Annotated in this window: 15 protein-coding genes; 9 read left to right on the top strand and 6 right to left on the bottom strand. The window is 66.2% G+C overall.

Annotated elements, in window-relative coordinates:
* Positions 1-216: 216 nt before the first annotated feature.
* Positions 217-1,182: a VOC family protein gene (locus tag P0652_RS10735; RefSeq protein ID WP_284178810.1), complete on the top strand. Its 966-nt coding sequence runs from the start codon at positions 217-219 to the stop codon at positions 1,180-1,182.
* 6 nt (positions 1,183-1,188) lie between these two features.
* On the opposite strand, the gene P0652_RS10730 is transcribed toward P0652_RS10735, so the two are convergent.
* Positions 1,189-2,364 (bottom strand): aminotransferase, encoded by a 1,176-nt coding sequence (locus P0652_RS10730; RefSeq protein WP_284178809.1) that lies wholly within the window; start codon positions 2,362-2,364, stop codon positions 1,189-1,191.
* Positions 2,365-2,502: 138 nt separating this feature from the next.
* Between P0652_RS10730 and P0652_RS10725 the strand changes: the two genes are divergently transcribed.
* Positions 2,503-3,279 (top strand): MBL fold metallo-hydrolase, encoded by a 777-nt coding sequence (locus P0652_RS10725; RefSeq protein ID WP_284178808.1) that lies wholly within the window; start codon positions 2,503-2,505, stop codon positions 3,277-3,279.
* A 70-nt stretch (positions 3,280-3,349) separates the two neighbouring features.
* Positions 3,350-4,114 carry a 4,5-DOPA-extradiol-dioxygenase gene (gene ygiD / locus P0652_RS10720; RefSeq protein ID WP_284178807.1) on the top strand — a complete coding sequence of 255 codons (765 nt, stop codon included), beginning with the start codon at positions 3,350-3,352 and terminating at the stop codon, positions 4,112-4,114.
* 67 nt (positions 4,115-4,181) lie between these two features.
* Here ygiD and P0652_RS10715 read toward each other — a convergent pair whose 3' ends face one another.
* Genes P0652_RS10715 through mdoH form a run of 3 tightly spaced genes read right to left on the bottom strand, consistent with a single transcriptional unit; the run spans position 4,182 to position 7,808 of the window.
* Positions 4,182-5,198 (bottom strand): hypothetical protein, encoded by a 1,017-nt coding sequence (locus P0652_RS10715; RefSeq protein ID WP_284178806.1) that lies wholly within the window; start codon positions 5,196-5,198, stop codon positions 4,182-4,184.
* Positions 5,179-5,949, bottom strand: a complete 771-nt coding sequence (locus P0652_RS10710) for an FkbM family methyltransferase (protein ID WP_284178805.1) — start codon at positions 5,947-5,949, stop codon at positions 5,179-5,181. Before P0652_RS10710 ends, P0652_RS10715 begins: the two co-directional genes overlap by 20 nt.
* Positions 5,946-7,808 (bottom strand): glucans biosynthesis glucosyltransferase MdoH, encoded by a 1,863-nt coding sequence (gene mdoH / locus P0652_RS10705; RefSeq protein WP_502947519.1) that lies wholly within the window; start codon positions 7,806-7,808, stop codon positions 5,946-5,948. The genes P0652_RS10710 and mdoH overlap by 4 nt, the downstream gene beginning before the upstream one ends.
* A 69-nt stretch (positions 7,809-7,877) precedes the next feature.
* Here mdoH and P0652_RS10700 point away from each other — a divergent pair, with 69 nt between their 5' ends.
* Genes P0652_RS10700 through P0652_RS10685 form a run of 4 tightly spaced genes read left to right on the top strand, consistent with a single transcriptional unit; the run spans position 7,878 to position 11,196 of the window.
* Positions 7,878-8,855: a zinc-dependent alcohol dehydrogenase gene (locus P0652_RS10700; RefSeq protein WP_284178803.1), complete on the top strand. Its 978-nt coding sequence runs from the start codon at positions 7,878-7,880 to the stop codon at positions 8,853-8,855.
* A 10-nt stretch (positions 8,856-8,865) separates the two neighbouring features.
* A complete protein-coding gene (locus P0652_RS10695) occupies positions 8,866-9,267 on the top strand; it encodes a 6-pyruvoyl trahydropterin synthase family protein (RefSeq protein ID WP_284178802.1) in 402 nt (133 codons plus the stop codon).
* Between the two features lie 10 nt (positions 9,268-9,277).
* The gene (locus P0652_RS10690; protein ID WP_284178801.1) at positions 9,278-10,342 is read left to right on the top strand and encodes a glycosyltransferase family 4 protein; all 1,065 of its coding nucleotides are present in this window, start codon (positions 9,278-9,280) and stop codon (positions 10,340-10,342) included.
* Positions 10,339-11,196, top strand: a complete 858-nt coding sequence (locus tag P0652_RS10685) for a class I SAM-dependent methyltransferase (protein ID WP_284178800.1) — start codon at positions 10,339-10,341, stop codon at positions 11,194-11,196. Before P0652_RS10690 ends, P0652_RS10685 begins: the two co-directional genes overlap by 4 nt.
* A 31-nt stretch (positions 11,197-11,227) precedes the next feature.
* Here the strand turns inward: P0652_RS10685 and P0652_RS10680 are convergent, their stop codons facing one another.
* Complete coding sequence (locus P0652_RS10680; RefSeq protein WP_284178799.1) at positions 11,228-11,779, bottom strand: cytochrome b; 552 nt, start codon at positions 11,777-11,779, stop codon at positions 11,228-11,230.
* Complete coding sequence (locus P0652_RS10675) at positions 11,772-12,494, bottom strand: RibD family protein (protein ID WP_284178798.1); 723 nt, start codon at positions 12,492-12,494, stop codon at positions 11,772-11,774. Before P0652_RS10675 ends, P0652_RS10680 begins: the two co-directional genes overlap by 8 nt.
* A gap of 178 nt (positions 12,495-12,672) precedes the next feature.
* Here P0652_RS10675 and ribA point away from each other — a divergent pair, with 178 nt between their 5' ends.
* Positions 12,673-13,794, top strand: a complete 1,122-nt coding sequence (ribA, locus tag P0652_RS10670) for a GTP cyclohydrolase II RibA (protein ID WP_284178797.1) — start codon at positions 12,673-12,675, stop codon at positions 13,792-13,794.
* Between the two features lie 32 nt (positions 13,795-13,826).
* Positions 13,827-16,214: a hypothetical protein gene (locus P0652_RS10665; RefSeq protein WP_284178796.1), complete on the top strand. Its 2,388-nt coding sequence runs from the start codon at positions 13,827-13,829 to the stop codon at positions 16,212-16,214.
* Positions 16,215-16,221: the final 7 nt, after the last annotated feature.

Below are 16,221 nucleotides of genomic sequence, written 5' to 3'. Positions count from 1 at the left end.
GCTCCGCCCGGTTTGATGAATCAAATGATCGTTTTGCACGGATTGATGAGCTGCATTCAAAGCCCTTCCCGGCCGCCTCCGGTTTCGAGGCCGACGGCCAACCCATGCAAAGCCTTCATCAATAGACGCGAAAATCCAATTTGATTCAGCAGCGAGGCGCCCGCATCCTGCACACGACCAGAAGGCCGAATGCCCGCTCCGAGGAAGCCCAAGCCCATGTCCCTGACCGAGCCCTGCCACGATATCGCGCATCTCGCCCATGTCGAGATGTATACCGATCGCTACGCGGAGAGCCTGCGCTTCTTCACCGAGATCTACGGCCTGACCCTCACGGCGGAGGACGAGCGTTCCGCCTATCTCCGGGCCTTTGACGATTACGAATTCCACAGCCTCAAGCTGACGCGCCATGACACGACCGGCATCGGGCATGTCGCCTACCGCGCCAGCTCGGAGGCCGCATTGCAGCGCCGCGTCGCCACGATCGAGGCGAGCGGCTTCAAGGTTCACGGCTGGACCAAGGGCGACCTCGGCCATGGCCGGGCCTTCCGGTTCGAGGATCCGTTCGGCCATGTGTTCGAGATCTACTATGATACGAACCGCTATGCGCCGCCGGCGGGCCAGAAGGCGGCGCTGAAGAATATCGCCCAGCGCTATCACGGCCGGGGCGCCTGCCCGCGCCGGCTCGACCATCTCAACCTGCTGGCGAGCGATGTGCGCGAGTTCCGACGTTTCATGGAAACCTGCCTCGGCAGCCGCGTCACCGAAATAATCCAGCTCGACAATGGCCGGATCGGCGGCTGCTGGTTCACGATCAACAACAAGACCTATGATCTCGCCTGCACCGAGGAGCATGGCGGCGGCACGGGGCGCCTGCACCATGTGACCTATGCCACCGACCAGCGCGAGGACATCCTGCGCGCGGCGGATATCTTCCTCGAGAACGGCGTCCATATCGAGACGGGGCCGCACAAGCACGCGATCCAGGGCACGTTCTTCCTCTATGTCTGGGAGCCGGCGGGCAACCGCGTCGAGCTGGCCAATGCCGGGGCGCGGCTCATCCTCGCGCCGGACTGGGAGCCGATCGTCTGGACCGAGGCCGACCGGAAGAAGGGCCAGGCCTGGGGGCTGAAGACGATCGAGACCTTCCACACCCATGGCACGCCGCCGGTGAAGAAGGACTGAGTTCGCTCAGGCCCTCGCCAGCCTTGTGCCGAGTTCGGCCAGCCGCTCCGCTCCGACATTGGCGAAGGCGATGCGGAGATGGGTTTCCTGCCCCGGCCCGAAATAGGGGCCCGGCAGGGCGAGCACGCCGGATTCCAGCGCCAGCTTGCGCGCCGCCTCCCGCGCCGGCATGCCCGGGAACGGATGGGCGGCGAAGGCGAAATAGGCGCCGAGGGAATCGAGCCGCCAGCCCGGCAGGGGCGCGAAGGCGGCCCGGCAGGCTGCAGCGCGGCGGACGAGATCATCGCGCTGGCCATGGCGCCAGCTCCGCAGGCCCTCGATGGCCCAGGCCACGACCCGCTGGGCCGGCCGGGCCGGGCAGATCTGCATTGTATCCAGCACCTTGGCGATCTCGGCCATGGTTTCCGGCGCGGCGGCCATGGCCCCGAGCCGATGGCCGGGCACGGCATAGGCCTTCGAGAAGGAATAAAGCTGGATCGCCACATCCCCCCAGGAAGAATCGGCCAGCAGGTCATGCGGGCGGCCACTGCCGGCGGGCAGGAAATCACGGTAGGTCTCGTCGAGGATGAGGGCCAGCCCGCGCATCCGCGCCAGTTCGGCGAAGGCCGCGATGGTGGCCGGCGGGTAGATGGCGCCGGTCGGGTTGTTCGGCGTGACGAGCATGATGGCCCGGGTGGCGGACGTGATCCGCGCCGCGGCCTCCGCCACATCCGGCACGAAGCCGGCCTCGGGACGGCAGGGCAAGGACAAGGCCTCGATGCCGAGCATGTCCAGCGCCATCTTGTGGTTGAAATACCAGGGCGTGGGCAGCATGACGGCATCGCCGGCGCCGGCAATCGCCATCACGGCGACCATGAAGGCTTCATTGCAGCCGGCGGTGATCGCAACCGATTCCACCGGGAGCGAGGCGCCATAAAGCGCGCCCGTCTCCGCTGCATAGGCCTCGCGCAGTTCAACATCGCCGAGGATCGGGCCGTAGCGCGTGCAATCGGCCTCGCCGGCCGCCGCGGCGAGGCGCTCGAGCATCGCGGCGGGCGGCGGCTCGCCGGGCACGGCCTGCGACAGGTCGATCATCGGACCATGGCGGCCGTCATAGTCGCGGCGCCAGCCCTGCGCCTCGGGAATCGGGGGAGAATCGACCGCGAGCAGGCGCGGGTTGAGGCGGTAGGCGAGCTTTGTCACGGAGGATCCTCGGTAAATCCCGGCGACCTTAGCCGGCCATGGCGGCGGTGCAAGGGCTGGCTTCGCACTTGCATGCCATGCCGCATTGACGGAACGCGCGTCCATGCCATGTTCGATGGATAGAGAAGGAGACGTCCCATGCTGCGCCCTCTCGTTTTTGCCGCCTGGCTGCTGGTCTCGGCCCTGCCCGCCCTTGCCGAAGCCTGCCTCGGCCCCATCGCCCGCACGCCGGATGGCACGCCCATTTCCCTCGCGGCGCTCCAGAACGGCGAAGTGCGGATCACCTATGTCGGCCATTCCACCTTCACGATCGAGAGCCCGCAGGGCGTGACGGCGGCGACCGATTACAGTGATTACTTCCGGCCCCCTTTCCTGCCGACCATCGCAACGATGAACCACGCCCATTCGAGCCACTTCACCTACCGGCCAGACCCGGCGATCCGCCATGTCCTGCGCGGCTGGGCGCATCAGGGGCGCACGCCGTCCTTCGATATCCAGGAACGCGACATGCGCGTCCGCAATGTGCCCACGAACATCCGCGATGGCGGCGCGACCGAATTCTCCGGCAATTCGATCTTCATCTTCGAGGTTGGCGGCCTGTGCATCGCGCATCTCGGCCATCTCCATCACACGCTGACGCCGGACCATCTCAAGGCGATCGGTCAGGTCGATATCCTGATGGCGGCCGTGGATGGCTCCTGGACGCTGGATCTCGACGGGATTGTCGAGGTGATCACGCAATTGCAGCCGAAAGTGGTGCTCCCGATGCATTTCATCACAGAATATTCGCTGCAGCGCTTTCTCTCGCATATCGGAACGCGTTACCCGGTCGAACCGCTGGCCAGCGACAGCGCGGTCTACTCGCGTGCAAATTTGCCAACGAAACCGGCAATTCAGGTGATGATCGGCCGGTGATTTTTGCTGTAACGCAAACTATCTTGGGGGGATGACACTCACCCTTTCTTCCCTCCCCGAAACGCCGGCCATGCCGGTTCTGTTCATCGGCCATGGCTCGCCGATGCATGCCATCGAGGACAGCGCGTTCTCGAAAGCCTGGGGCGAGATGGGCGCAAGCCTGCCCGCCCCCACGGCCATCCTCGTGATTTCCGCCCATTGGATGACGCGTGGCGTCAGCCTCGTGCATATCGGCCGCAAGCCGCGCACGATCCATGATTTCGGCGGCTTCCCGCGCGCCCTGCACGAGGCGCAGTATCCCGCGCCCGGCGCGCCGGATGCGGCGGCGGCCACGCTGGAACTCCTGCGCGACCATCATGCCGAGGCTGATCTCGAATGGGGTCTCGACCATGGTGCCTGGTGCGTCTTGCTGCGCATGTTCCCGAAAGCCGACGTGCCGGTCTACCAGCTCTCGCTCGATCTCTCGCGGCCGCTGAAGGACCATATGGCCCTGGCGCGGGACCTGCGCGCCCTGCGCCGCAAGGGCGTGCTGATCGTCGGGTCCGGCAATGCGGTGCACAACCTGCCCGCGATGCGCTATGGCGTCGATGCGTTTGACTGGGCGCGGGAATTCGACGGGCGCATTGCCTCGGCTATCGAGCGCCGCGATTATGCGGCTTTGGCGGAGATCGACCCACGCGATCCGTTGACGCGGATCGCCCATCCGACGATCGAGCATTTCCTGCCGCTGCTCTACACGCTCGGCGCCGCCGAGGAGGCGGACAAACCGAGCTTCTTCGCGGAGGGCTTCGATCTCGGCTCGATCTCGATGCGGAGCGTCCTGCTCGCGGCGTGAGAGCCTTGTCCCATCCATAAGACAAGGCCTGACCGAGTGGTCAGGCCTTGTCGTGATGCGTTCCGGCCTATTTCCCGAAGCGCGAGAAGGTCATGTCCGGAGAAGACATGTTGTGCCGCGACGGCCAGTAACGGCCGGCCCAGAACTCGTTCGCCTCACCGCCCTTGTAGTCGAGCACATGCTCCTCGCCCCAGCGGGTCTTGCCGGCCTGACGGAAGGCGACGCGCGAGACATCATTGTTGATGTCGGTCACATACATCGAGCGGAGGGCCGCGAAGGGCTTGTCCTTCGGCAGGTTGCCGGAGAGCCGGACCTCGAGGCTGATATGATCCTTGTCGAGCTTGTCGAGCTTCAGGCTGCCCTCGCCGCCATCGCGGAAGGGGAAATGGAAGGTCATGGTCTCGGGATCGAAGCGGATCTCCTTCAGCGCCACGACCGGGCGGCCCTCCATCGTCACCGGCCCGATCATGAAGCTGGAGCCATAGGCGGTCCAGCCCATATGGGCCGGCGGCAGGGGCCGGGCACGCCAGTAGCCGTCCGGCGGATAGACGACCAGCATCTCTTCCATGCGCTGGCCGATGCGCTGGTAGACCTGGATGAGGTGGAGGCCGTTCTCAACGCGGTCGCCCACGCGCACCGGCACGTCAGCCGGCCGCCAGAAGCTCGGATAGACCTGCCCGACAATCGAGATCCACGGCGTTTCGTAGAGCGTGACCTGCCGCGGCTGGCCGGGGTTGAAGACGGGATCACCGGACATGTCGCAATCGGTGAAATCCGGCAGGGCGAGATCTTCTTTCAGCGTGGCGATATAGGCCGGGTGGACGGCCTGCACGCGGAAGCTGCGAACCTCCGGATTGATGAACCGGATGTCGATATTGTCCTTCTCGGCGCAGACTTCCGGCTCGGAATGGTTCTCGACCTTCACCGTCAGGCTCGGTGGCTTCTTGTTATGGGCGCCGAGGACGGTCTGGTCGGGCGCCCCGGCATTCTGGGCCTGACTGATTTCGGACGAGCACATGAAAACCCCCAGGGTCAGCAGCAGGGCCGGCAGCAGGCGCCCGGGTTCAGCCACGAAATGTCGCATAGACATCCCCCGAATTGGCCGCATGCGGCAAGGACAGGATATGGGCAGCCATGTCGCCGGCGGAAATGGGCTCGTCGAAATGAAGCTGCTGGCTCTCGCCGAGCGCGATGTTGAAGCGGTAGGGCCGGAGCGCGGCCAGAAGCGCAATGCACTTGCCGGCAATATCGCGCTGGATCGTCGTGAATTCGAACGACAGGGCCCGGACGGGGTGGGTCAACCCCGAAAGGACATCGGCTTCGAAGCCCTCGACATCGATTTTCACGAAATCCGGCATGCCATGCGCCGCGATCAGGTTGTCGAGCGTCGTCACCGGGACCTCGATGGCGCGGTCCCAGACCTGCCCCTCCCAGCCCTCGGCGCCATCAGCCGCCTTCACGAAATCCGTCGAGGCCGTGGTGACGGTGGGGTTGGCGGAATTGACATGCAGGGTCAGCCGGCCGGGCTCAGGCCCGCAGGCCGCCTCGACAAGGGCAACCCCTTCGTCCGCGCGATAGATCTCGCGGATGGCCGCCGCGCAATCCGGCTGCGGTTCGAGCGCGACGACACGGGCGCCGACGCGGCGGAAGGCGCCGATCCTGTCGCCCACATGGCTGCCGATATCGAAGGCAAGGCCGCCCGGCTTCACGAAGCGGGCATAGAGCGCGTCCATCGCCGCGTCGCGCGGGGCGTCACCGTAATAGACCTCGAAGGAGCGGCGGAGGCCCGGCCAGCGTGTGGAAAGGGCGGAAATCTGTTCCGGAGGCAGGCTCACGCGGCGCTCCCCTGGCTCTGGGCCTTCAGGACGATTTCGGGCTTCTCGATTTCCTCGGGAATGGCATAGAGGCCCTTGCGGGTCAGGGTCTCGCCAAGTCCGGGATCGGCGCTCCAGACCGCGAAGGGAATGGCCACGAGGAAGCCGAAGGTCAGCGGCAGCGACCAGAGCGCGAATTCGATCGAGGTGACAGCCATGAGCCCGACCACCACGAAGCCGAACAGCGTCTGCGGCCAGAGGTTGGAGGCCGCGATATCCCACGGCACGCCATGGGCATCGCGCGCCTGACCACCCCAGGTAACCGATTTGCCGATCAGCAGGCCGAGAATGAAGATCGTGGTCTTGAACGTGTCCGCAGCGCCGAGGACCCAGGCGAAAAGGATCTCGGTGATGCCGGCGAAGAGGAATTTGCCGGTGCCGCCATAGCGCGCCGTACCGCCCGGAGTGAGCATGATGTCGATCAGCCCGGCGATTTTCGGCATCAGGTTCATGACCGTGAACAGGATATAGAGCGTCAGCGCCGAGGCGACGGGGAACAGCGCGAGGCTCTCGCCATCGAAGGGCTTCAGCGCGGCCAGCGGCAGCATCAGCGTCCAGGCGGGAATGCCGAGGAACATCAGGATGGCCCAGATCAGCTGGAAGCGGCTGACGGCATAGAGGCCCGGCAGGTCGAGGAGCTTGAAGTACTGCAGGTTGCCCTGGCACCAGCGGGTATTGCGCTTCATGAATTCGAGCAGGGTCGGCGGGTTTTCCTCCCAGGAACCGCCCTCTTCCGGCATGACCCGGACCTCGTAGCCGGCACGGCGCATCAGCGTGGCTTCCACCTGGTCATGGCTGAGGATATGCCCGCCGAAGGGCGGCTTGCCCAGCAGCACGGGCAGGTGGCATTCGTCTCGGAAGGGGGCGATGCGGGCCAGTGCGTTATGGCCCCAGAACGGGCCGCATTCGCCCACCCACCAGGCCTGTCCCATCGTATAGGCGCGCATGCCCTGACGCATCCCGAACTGGAAGATGCGGGCGAAGGCCGATTTCGACGGCATGCCGACGACGAGGCTCTGCAGGATGCCGAGCTTGGGGTTGGCCTGCATGATCCGGACATGATGCAGAATGGTGCGCGCATCCATCAGGCTGTCGGCATCGAGCGGCAGCATCAGGTCGAAATCCGCGCCCCATGTCTCGAGGAAATCGCGGACATTGCCGGCCTTGAAGCCGGTATTCTCCTGCCGGCGGCGATAGGTGATCGGGGCGTCCGGCCCTGCCTCTTCCTTCCAACGGGCAAACCCGGCCTCTTCCTCGGCGGCGACATCCTCGCGGTTGGTGTCGGAGAGGAGGAAATAGGCGAATCGATCCGCCGCCGGGGTGGCATCGAGTTCGGCCTTGATCAGCTTCATCCGGTGCAGGGCGCGGGCGGGGTCCTCGTTGCGGAGGGTCATGAAAATCGCGGTCTTCAGGGTGACCGGCATCTCCGGATCGGGCAGATCGGCGAAGGGGGCCACTTCGCGCATGGGATCACGTCGGCCATGAAGCAGCCAGAGGCCGAGCACGGCATTCCAGAAGCCGAGCACCGCCCAGGGCGTCCCGAAGACCATGCAGATGAAGAGCAGGATATCGACGACGCTCCAGCCGCCGGCGCCGAGGATCGAGCCGGCCCAATAGAGCAGCGCGACATAAAGCGCGACATTCAGGCCGCCGACAATCACGCGGCGATAGGTCAAAGCCTCCGCGCTCTGGGTGCCGGTCGGCGTGAGGGGGATGGCGATGCGGGGCGCATTCGTCTCCGGGGGCATGGTCAGCGAGGCCTTTCGCGTTACGTCTGCTCTTTCGCATCCGGCCTTGCCACATGCACCTTTGCATGAAATGGCTCGGTCGGACTGTCTGTCCGTGCGATATCGCGGATGGAAGCTGAACGAAAGCAAACCAGAACTCTCATGTCCCGGCCATCTTCCTCCGCCCTCTTCTACACCGCGCCGATGACGGCCGAGCGCCGCATCCTGCCCTTGCCGGCACTGCAGCCCGGCGAGGCGCTGGTGCGGACGGAATTCACCGCCCTGTCCCGCGGGACGGAACGGCTGGTCGCCTCCGGCCTCGTGCCGCCGGAAGAGCAGGCCCGCATGCGCTGCCCGCTGCAGGAGGGCGATTTTCCCTTCCCCGTGAAATACGGCTATTGCGCCATCGGCGTGGTGGAAGATGGGCCGGCGGAATGGATCGGCAAGCGGGTCTTCGTGCTGCATCCGCATCAGGATCGTTTCGTCTGCGCCGCCTCGTGGCTGAACCCCGTGCCGGATTTCCTGCCTTCGCACCGGGCGGCTTTGGCCGCAAACATGGAAACCGCGCTGAACGCAATCTGGGATTCCGGCGTTTCGGCGGCGGACCGCGTCGTGGTGGTAGGCGGCGGGCTGGTCGGCCTGCTCGTGACCGCCCTTGCCGCGCGGATGCCCGGCACCGAGGTGACTCTGGTCGATCTCAACCCGCTGCGGGCCGACATTGCCGGCCATCTCGGCGCGCATTTCGCGATGCCGGACCATGCGCCCAAGGGGGCCGATATCGTGTTCCATACGAGCGCCAGCGCGGCCGGGCTTGCCACGGCCATCGGCGCGGCAGGGCCCGAGGCGCGGGTGATCGAGCTGTCCTGGTACGGGGCGAAGCCGGTCCAGGCGCCGCTGGGCGGCCTGTTCCATGCCGGGCGCGTGAGCCTCGTCTCGTCGCAGGTCGGCACGGTCTCGCCCGGGCATGCCGCGCGTGGCTGGACCTATTCATCGCGCCTTCAGGCGGCCCTGCGCTTATTGGCCGATGACAGGCTGGATGCGTTGATTACCGAAACCCTCCCCTTCCCCGACCTGGCTCCGGCCATTCCCCGCCTGCTGGCGGCGGATGCCCCGGGGCTTGCCACGCTGATCCGTTATTGAGGAAAGACCGATGTTTGCCGTTGAAGTCCGCGATCGCATCATGATCGGCCATTCGCTGCCTGACCCGTTCTTCGGGCCTGCCCAGAACATGCACGGCGCGACCTTCGTTGTGGATGTCGCCTTTTTCCGCGAGACGATGACGAAACAGAATGTCGTCGTTGATATCGGCGCGGCGCTCGATACGCTGGCGGCGGTTCTGAAGCCGCTGAAATACCAGAATCTCGATACGCTGCCGCAGTTCAAGGGTGTGCTGACGACGACGGAATTCCTCGCCCATCATATTTTCGGCGAGATGGCCAAGGCCGCGAAATCCGGCGCGCTGGGCGAGGATGGCAAGGGCCTGACGAAGATCCGCGTCACCCTGCACGAGACCGATCTCGCGCGCGCCTGGTTCGAGGGTCCGCTGACCTGATGCCCGGCCAATGAGTGACATCGCCTTCCTGATCCCCGGCGACCTGAACCTGCCCACGGGCGGTTATGGCTATGACCGCGCGGTCATCCGGCTGCTGCCCGAACACGGCGTGCAGGCGATGCATGTCGCCCTGCCCGGTTCATTCCCGATGGCCACCGAGGCGGATCTCGCCGATTGCGCGGCCATCGTGCAGGGGCTGCCGCCCGGTTGCCCGCTGCTGATCGACGGTCTGGCCTATGGCGCGATGCCGGCCGGGCTGATCCGCGCGTTCAACCGGCCGATCATCGCCCTGTGCCATCACCCACTGGCGCTGGAAAACGGCATTTCCGCAGCGCGCGCCCAGGCGCTCCACGCCTCGGAAGCAACGGCGCTGAGCCTGGCGGATCATGTGGTCGTGACCTCGCCGCTGACGGCGAAAATCCTCGAGGGGGATTTCGCCGTGCCCGCCGGCAAGATGACGGTCGCCATGCCCGGCACGGCGCGAAAGCCGCGCGCGACCGGCTCGGGCGACGCGGCGCTGAACCTCCTTGCGGTGGGCTCGATCGTGCCCCGCAAGGGCTATGCCGTGCTGGTCGAGGCGCTGTCCGGGCTGAAGAAACGGGGCTGGCACCTGCGCATTGTCGGAGCTGCCCATGCGCTCGACACCGTCAACGCGCTTCAGCAGCAGATCAGCCAGGCGGGCCTCGCTGACCGGATCCAGCTGCTCGGCGCAGTCCGCGAACGCGATCTCGATACGCTCTACGAGAAGGCGGATCTCTTTGTGATGTCCTCGCTCTTCGAGGGCTATGGCATGGTGCTCGGCGAGGCGATGCAGCGCGGACTGCCTATTGTCACCACCACCGGCGGCGCGGCCAGCGATACCGTGCCCGAGGGTGCCGGCCTCAAGGTGCCTCCGGGTGATGCCGGGGCCCTGCAGGGCGCGCTCGAACAGGCCATGGCCGACCCTGCCCTGCGGGCGCGGCTGGCCGACGAGGCCTATCGCGCCGGGCAGTTACTCCCCGATTGGGCGGATACGGCCCGCATCATTGCCGGGGCGGTTGCCCCCTTCCTCACGTCCAGAAAGGTTTCCGCATGAGCGGCTTCTCCGCTGACTGGCTTGCCCTGCGCGAGCCGGCCGACCATCGTTCGCGCAATGCCGAGCTCGCCGGCCGGGTCGGAACCCGGTTCGCCGGGCAGGATGTGACGCGCATCGTCGATCTCGGCTCCGGCACGGGCTCTAACCTGCGCGCCACCGCGCCGCTGCTCGGCAACCGGCAGGAATGGACCCTGGTCGATTACGATGCCGGGCTGCTCGAGACCGCCGCGAAAGTGCTGTCCGGCTGGGCCGACGAGGCGCGCGCCATCGGCGATGATCTCGTTCTCGTCAAGGGAGAGGCGACGATCGGCGTGAAGTTCCGCGTTGTCGATCTCAACCGCGATCTGGATACGGTGCTGGCCGGCAAGCCGGATCTCGTGACGGCCTCGGCGCTGTTCGACCTGATCTCCGAGGCGTGGATGAAGCGCTTCGCCTCGGCCCTCAAGGCGGCGGGCTCGGCTTTCTATACGGTGCTGACCTATAACGGCCAGGACCAGTTCATCCCCGAGCATCCGTTCGATTTCGGGGTGACACGCGCCTTTGCCATGCACCAGCGCCGCGACAAGGGCTTCGGGCCTGCCGCCGGGCCAGAGGCCGCGGCTGCACTCGTCGCGGCCCTGCGGCACGAGGGCTATGCGGTCGATACGGGCGATTCTCCGTGGATCCTGAAGCCTTCAGATGCGGAGCTTGTCCGGGAACTTCTGAAGGGGATTGCCAAGGCGGTCGAGGAAACCGGTTTCATCGTCGACAAGGGCCTAGCCGACTGGCTGTTCTACCGCGACGCCATGTGCGACCAGAAAGGCAGCCGCATGATGACCGGGCATACCGACATTTTCGCGACGCTTCCAGCCTGAGGCATCCGCGTTGCCGGAGGCGCGGCTGCCCTCAGGGCAGCATGCGCCGAAGGACACCGTCCTTCAGCACGAGGCGGTGGAACAGGGCCGCACCGACATGCATCGCGATGAACCCGGCCATCGCGATCGCGGCATAGCCGTGATATTTCAGGATGGTCTCGCCGAGTACCGTGTCCTTGCCCAGCAGAGACGGCAGGGAGAAGCCACCGAGCAGCCCTGTCGCGCCATAGGCCGAAACGCCGAGCCAGCCGAGAACCGGGACCAGGACCATCAGCAGGTAGAGCAGGCCATGCGTTGATTCCGCCGCGATGACCTGAATCCGCGCCAGACCGGGCTCCGGCGCCGGCGCGCCCTTGCGGATCCGCACCGCGATCCGGAGCACGATCAGCAGCAGGGCGAGGAAGCCGAATGTCTTGTGCGCCGTGTAGAGCTGGTTGGTCACGGCGTCGAAATTGGTCGCCGCGCCGCGTTGCACCATGTAGATCCCGACCGGGATCAAGGTCAGCAGCATGAGGGCGATGACCCAGTGGAGCAGCTTCTGCCCGCCGGAATAGCTGATGGGCCGCGAGGATGCCTTACTCATGCCGCTCTCCGGAATGTGATGCGCGTGTCAAGTCGCAATCGAATAGCACATCGCCAGCGCCGAGCGAAACCACCTCGACATGAGGGCGGATCGCCTGGCTGATCCGGTCGATCGGCGCGAGTTCGAGGCCGGCCTGCCCTGAACCGAGGATGATCGCGGAGACCATGAGATGAAGGCGATCGACAATCCGGGCATCAATGGCGCGCGAGATGATGCCCGCCCCGCCCTCGATCAGCACCTTGTCGAAACCGAGATCGGCCAGCGCGCGCGCAAGGTCCGGCATGCGGAAATGGCCGCGCGCATCGGTGGCGAGCCGGATGATCTCGACCTCGCCCGGCAGCGGCTCGCCCCGGGCGCCGGCATCACGGAAGACGATCCGCCGGACATTGTCGTGCCCGGCGAGGCATTTGGCCGCAGCGGGCAGCTTTCCGCGGGCATCGATCACGATGCGGGCCGGATTCGGCCCTTCGCAACGGCGCACATTGAGCTGCGGGTCATCCGCCAGCACGGTACCGATTCCCACAATGACGGCATCGACATGGGCACGGATGCGGTGCAGGTGGTCAAGCGAAGGGGCCGACCCTATGTACCGGCTGTCGCCCGTCCGGGTGGCGATCCTGCCATCAAGCGATTGGCCCAACTGGGCCACGATGAAAGGCCTTTCGGCAGAAACACGCCGGAAAGCCTGGAAAAGGGTCGCGGATTCGGGGGGCATCGGAGTCCTTGCAGGGCGACGGCATGAGCGGGTTTCACGCCTGAACGGAGCGGAATGAAATCAGACATCAGCCGTTCATCTTGCGAGCCCCATAGAGATATGGACCTTAACGATACGGTGTCCATCCGGCGGAATAACCCAGCCGAAATGACCGTAAACATGGACGAAAGAGGCGTAAATGGGTGACGTCAGTGAAATTCTCGGCCTTTTCGACACCGCCGGAGAGCGGGCCGTCGATCGTGCCCTCGCGGAGTACCGCGCAGGCCGGCCGGTTGCGATCATCGAGGGCGGCGAAGCGCTGCTCGCGCTGAATGTGGAATCGCTCGAGGCGGCCGTGGCCGTCGCGCTCGACCGGCTGGCACCGGGCCGCCCGCGCCTCGTCCTGCCGGCAGCGCGCCTGCGCCGCCTCGGGCTCGAGCGCACCCAGCCGGGTGTCGTCTCCTTCCCGGTTCCCAACGCGGAACGGGCGGAGATGCTGGCGCTCAAGATCGACGGCCGCATCGATGCGCCCGTGGCGCCGGTGGTCGCGCTGGACGAGGCTGCCCTCGAACTGGCGCGCCTCGCTCTTGTCACGCCGGCCGTCTACGCGGTTCCGATGGCCATCGAGGCGGTGAATGGCGGCGTTGCCCGCGTCACCGCGGCCGAATTGCGGGAGTACCGCGCCAGCCAGGTCCGGGCGACGAAAATCGTCGGCCGGGCGCCGGTGCCGCTCGAATTCGCAGCGGAAACGGAGTTTGTGGTGTTCCGCGGCGGCGAAGGCCTGCGCGACCAGGTGGCGATCATCGTCGGCAAGCCCGACCTGTCGAAGCCGGTGGCCATCCGCATGCATTCGGCCTGCCTGACGGGCGATCTCTTCGGCTCGCTGAAATGCGATTGCGGCGACCAGCTTCGCGGGACCGTCCAGAAAATGGCGGAGAGCGATGGCGGGATCCTGCTCTATCTCGACCAGGAAGGCCGCGGGAACGGCATCGCCAACAAGATGCGCGCCTACAAGCTGCAGAGCCAGGGCTGGGATACCTACGATGCGGACGAGGTTCTCGGCTTCGGCCTCGACCAGCGCCGCTTCGATTTCGCAGCGGTGATGCTGAAGCAGCTCGGCGTCACCTCGGTCCGCGTGATGACCAACAATCCCGAAAAGATCGGCGCGCTGAAGGCCGCAGGCCTTGAGGTTGTGGCGGATAACCGCGCCTATGGCCGGCCGACGGCGGAAAACATCCGCTATCTCGCCTCCAAGCGCGACCGGGCGGGCCATTTCATCGATTTCGATGCGATGGTCGCCCATGCTCCGGTCAACGGCTAGCCTTTCCGGCTAGTCGCCCCCGGGAGGCGACCATGCTCCAGCGCCTTCAGCGCCGAATGCGGGCTGAACCCGGCCTGCGGGACATCAGCCCTGCAAGCCATCAGCCCATGCTCCAGACGCGCGGTCGGGAATGGCTGGTGGCACTGGCCCTCGTGCTCGCCTCGGCCCTGTTTCTCGCCTGGCCGTGGCTGTCCGGGGCGGTCACCCTGCCCTGGGATGGCAAGGCGCATTTCCAGGCCCAGGCTGCGTTTCTTGCCCGCTCGATCCATTCCGGCGAGAGCCCGTTCTGGGCGCCCTACGTGTTCTCCGGCCATCCGCAGATCGCCGATCCGCAATCGCTGATCTTCAATCCCGGCTTCCTGCTGCTGGCCTTCCTGACGCCCGATCCCAGTTTCGCCATGGTCGATGGCGTGGCGCTCGGGTCACTGGTCTTCGGCGCGCTGGCCATTCTCGGCTTCGCGCGGGACCGGCGCTGGCACCCGGCGGCGGCTGTGGTCGCGGCGCTTGCCTTCGCCTTCGGTGGCAGCGCAGGCTGGCGGATCCAGCATATCGGACAGGTGCTCAGCCTCGCCTATTTCCCCTGGGCCTTCTGGATGCTCGACCGGGCGCTGCGGCTGTCCTCGGCACGGTTCGGCGCCCTGGCCGGGCTCTTTGCCGGGCTGATGGTGCTCGGACCGGACCAGGTGGCCTATCTCGGCCTCGTCTGCCTTGCAGGCATCGTCCTTGCGCATCTCGTGGCCGGCCCCGGCCGGCTGCCGCGCCTCAGGGCCAGCCTGCGGCCCCTGGCTGCCGGCGCGGCGACGGGTGGCGTGCTCATCACCCTTCCCCTGTTGATGGTGCTTGGCTTTGCCGACAGCTCGAACCGGGCCCAGATCGCGCTCGAACAGGCCTATATCGGCTCGCTGCATCCCACCAACCTGTTGACCTTGGTGGTCGCCAACCTGTTCGGAACGATCGGGCCGGCCGAGGAGTTCTGGGGCGCACCCAGCGTCCACTGGCCCTTCATCGTCATGTCCAACGTGGCCAGGAACATGGCCAATGTCTATATGGGCCTGCTGCCTTTGGCCGGCATCCTCGCATGGATGGCCTGCCGGGAAGCCTACCGCGCGCGGATGATCGCCCTGCCGATCCTTTTCGGCCTGATGATCGCCTATGCGCTGGGGCGCCATACGCCGGTCTATTCGATGGCCTATCATCTGCTGCCCGGGGTCGATCTCTTCCGACGACCGGCCGATTCGCTGTTCCTGGTCGGGGCTGTCGGCGCCCTCCTGGCGGGGTTCGGCCTTGACCGCGTGCTCAAGAGTGGACCGGGTCCGCTTCCAACGGGCGTGGTGTGCCTCTGGATCGGCTTGGCCGGGCTGGCGCTGACGGGCGGGCTGGCCATGGCCTTCTGGCTGGGGAAGCTCGGGCAGGCTGTGCCCGAGCTCCTTGTGGCCTCCGGCTGGCTGGTGGCGGCAGCGAGCATCCTCGCCCTCGCCCGGCATCAGGCGCGGGCGCGGCCGATGCTCGTGGCTGGCCTGTTGGCCCTCGCTGTCACAGCCGATCTCCGCTGGAATCTCCGACCCAATGATTCCACAGGCCTGGAGCCTGCAGTCTACAGCGCCGTGCGGCCGGACAGCGACAACGAGACCCTGGCCTGGCTGAAGGCGAATATCGTGCGCGATGGCGAGCGGCGCGATCGGGTGGAACTGGCCGGGCTGGGCTTCGAATGGCCCAATATCGGCCTGATCCACGGTATCGAACATGTGCTTGGCTATAACCCGCTCCGGGTGGCCCATTATGCGCAGGCCACCGGTGCCCGCGACCATGTGGCCGGCTGGGACCAGCGCCGTTTCTCGGCCCTGATGCCGGGATACCGCGCACCCATCAGCAATCTGCTCGGGCTGCGCTGGATCGTGACCAGTGTCCCGATCGAGAAGATCGATCCCTCGCTGGCCCAGGCGCCTCCGAGCCCGGTTGCGCGGACGAAGGATGGCTATATCTACGAGAATCCGGAAACGCTGCCCCGCGTGATGATTGTGCCGGAGGCGCAACCGATCGACCAGGACCGGTTGATCCGGTCCGGCGAGTGGCCTTCCACCGACTTCCGGAACGTTGTCTACGTCGAACACTCGGCCCTGCCGCTGCCCCGGCGGGGAACGGGCGGGACTGCCAGCATCACCCGGTATGGCCATGCAGCGATCGACGTTGCCGTGGAAGCCCCGCGTGGCGGCGTTCTGGTGCTCAATGATGTCTGGCATCCCTGGTGGTTCGCCGAAGTGGACGGCATGCCCGCCAAGATCCTGCGCGCCAACGGCATTTTCCGGGCGGTGGTGCTGCCCCGTGGCGCCCGCCAGGTAACCTTCCGGTTCGAGCCCTTCCGCGGTTTGATCCGCAGGGCGCTGCAGAAGCGTGGGCTCATCGACAACCCGGTCCCTTGACCGGGCG

It is taken from the genome of Rhabdaerophilum sp. SD176 (assembly GCF_030143245.1).
Classification (GTDB): Bacteria; Pseudomonadota; Alphaproteobacteria; order Rhizobiales; family Beijerinckiaceae; genus Rhabdaerophilum.
Note: the sequence above shows the minus strand (reverse complement) of the source record. Positions and strands in the feature narration are given on the sequence as shown.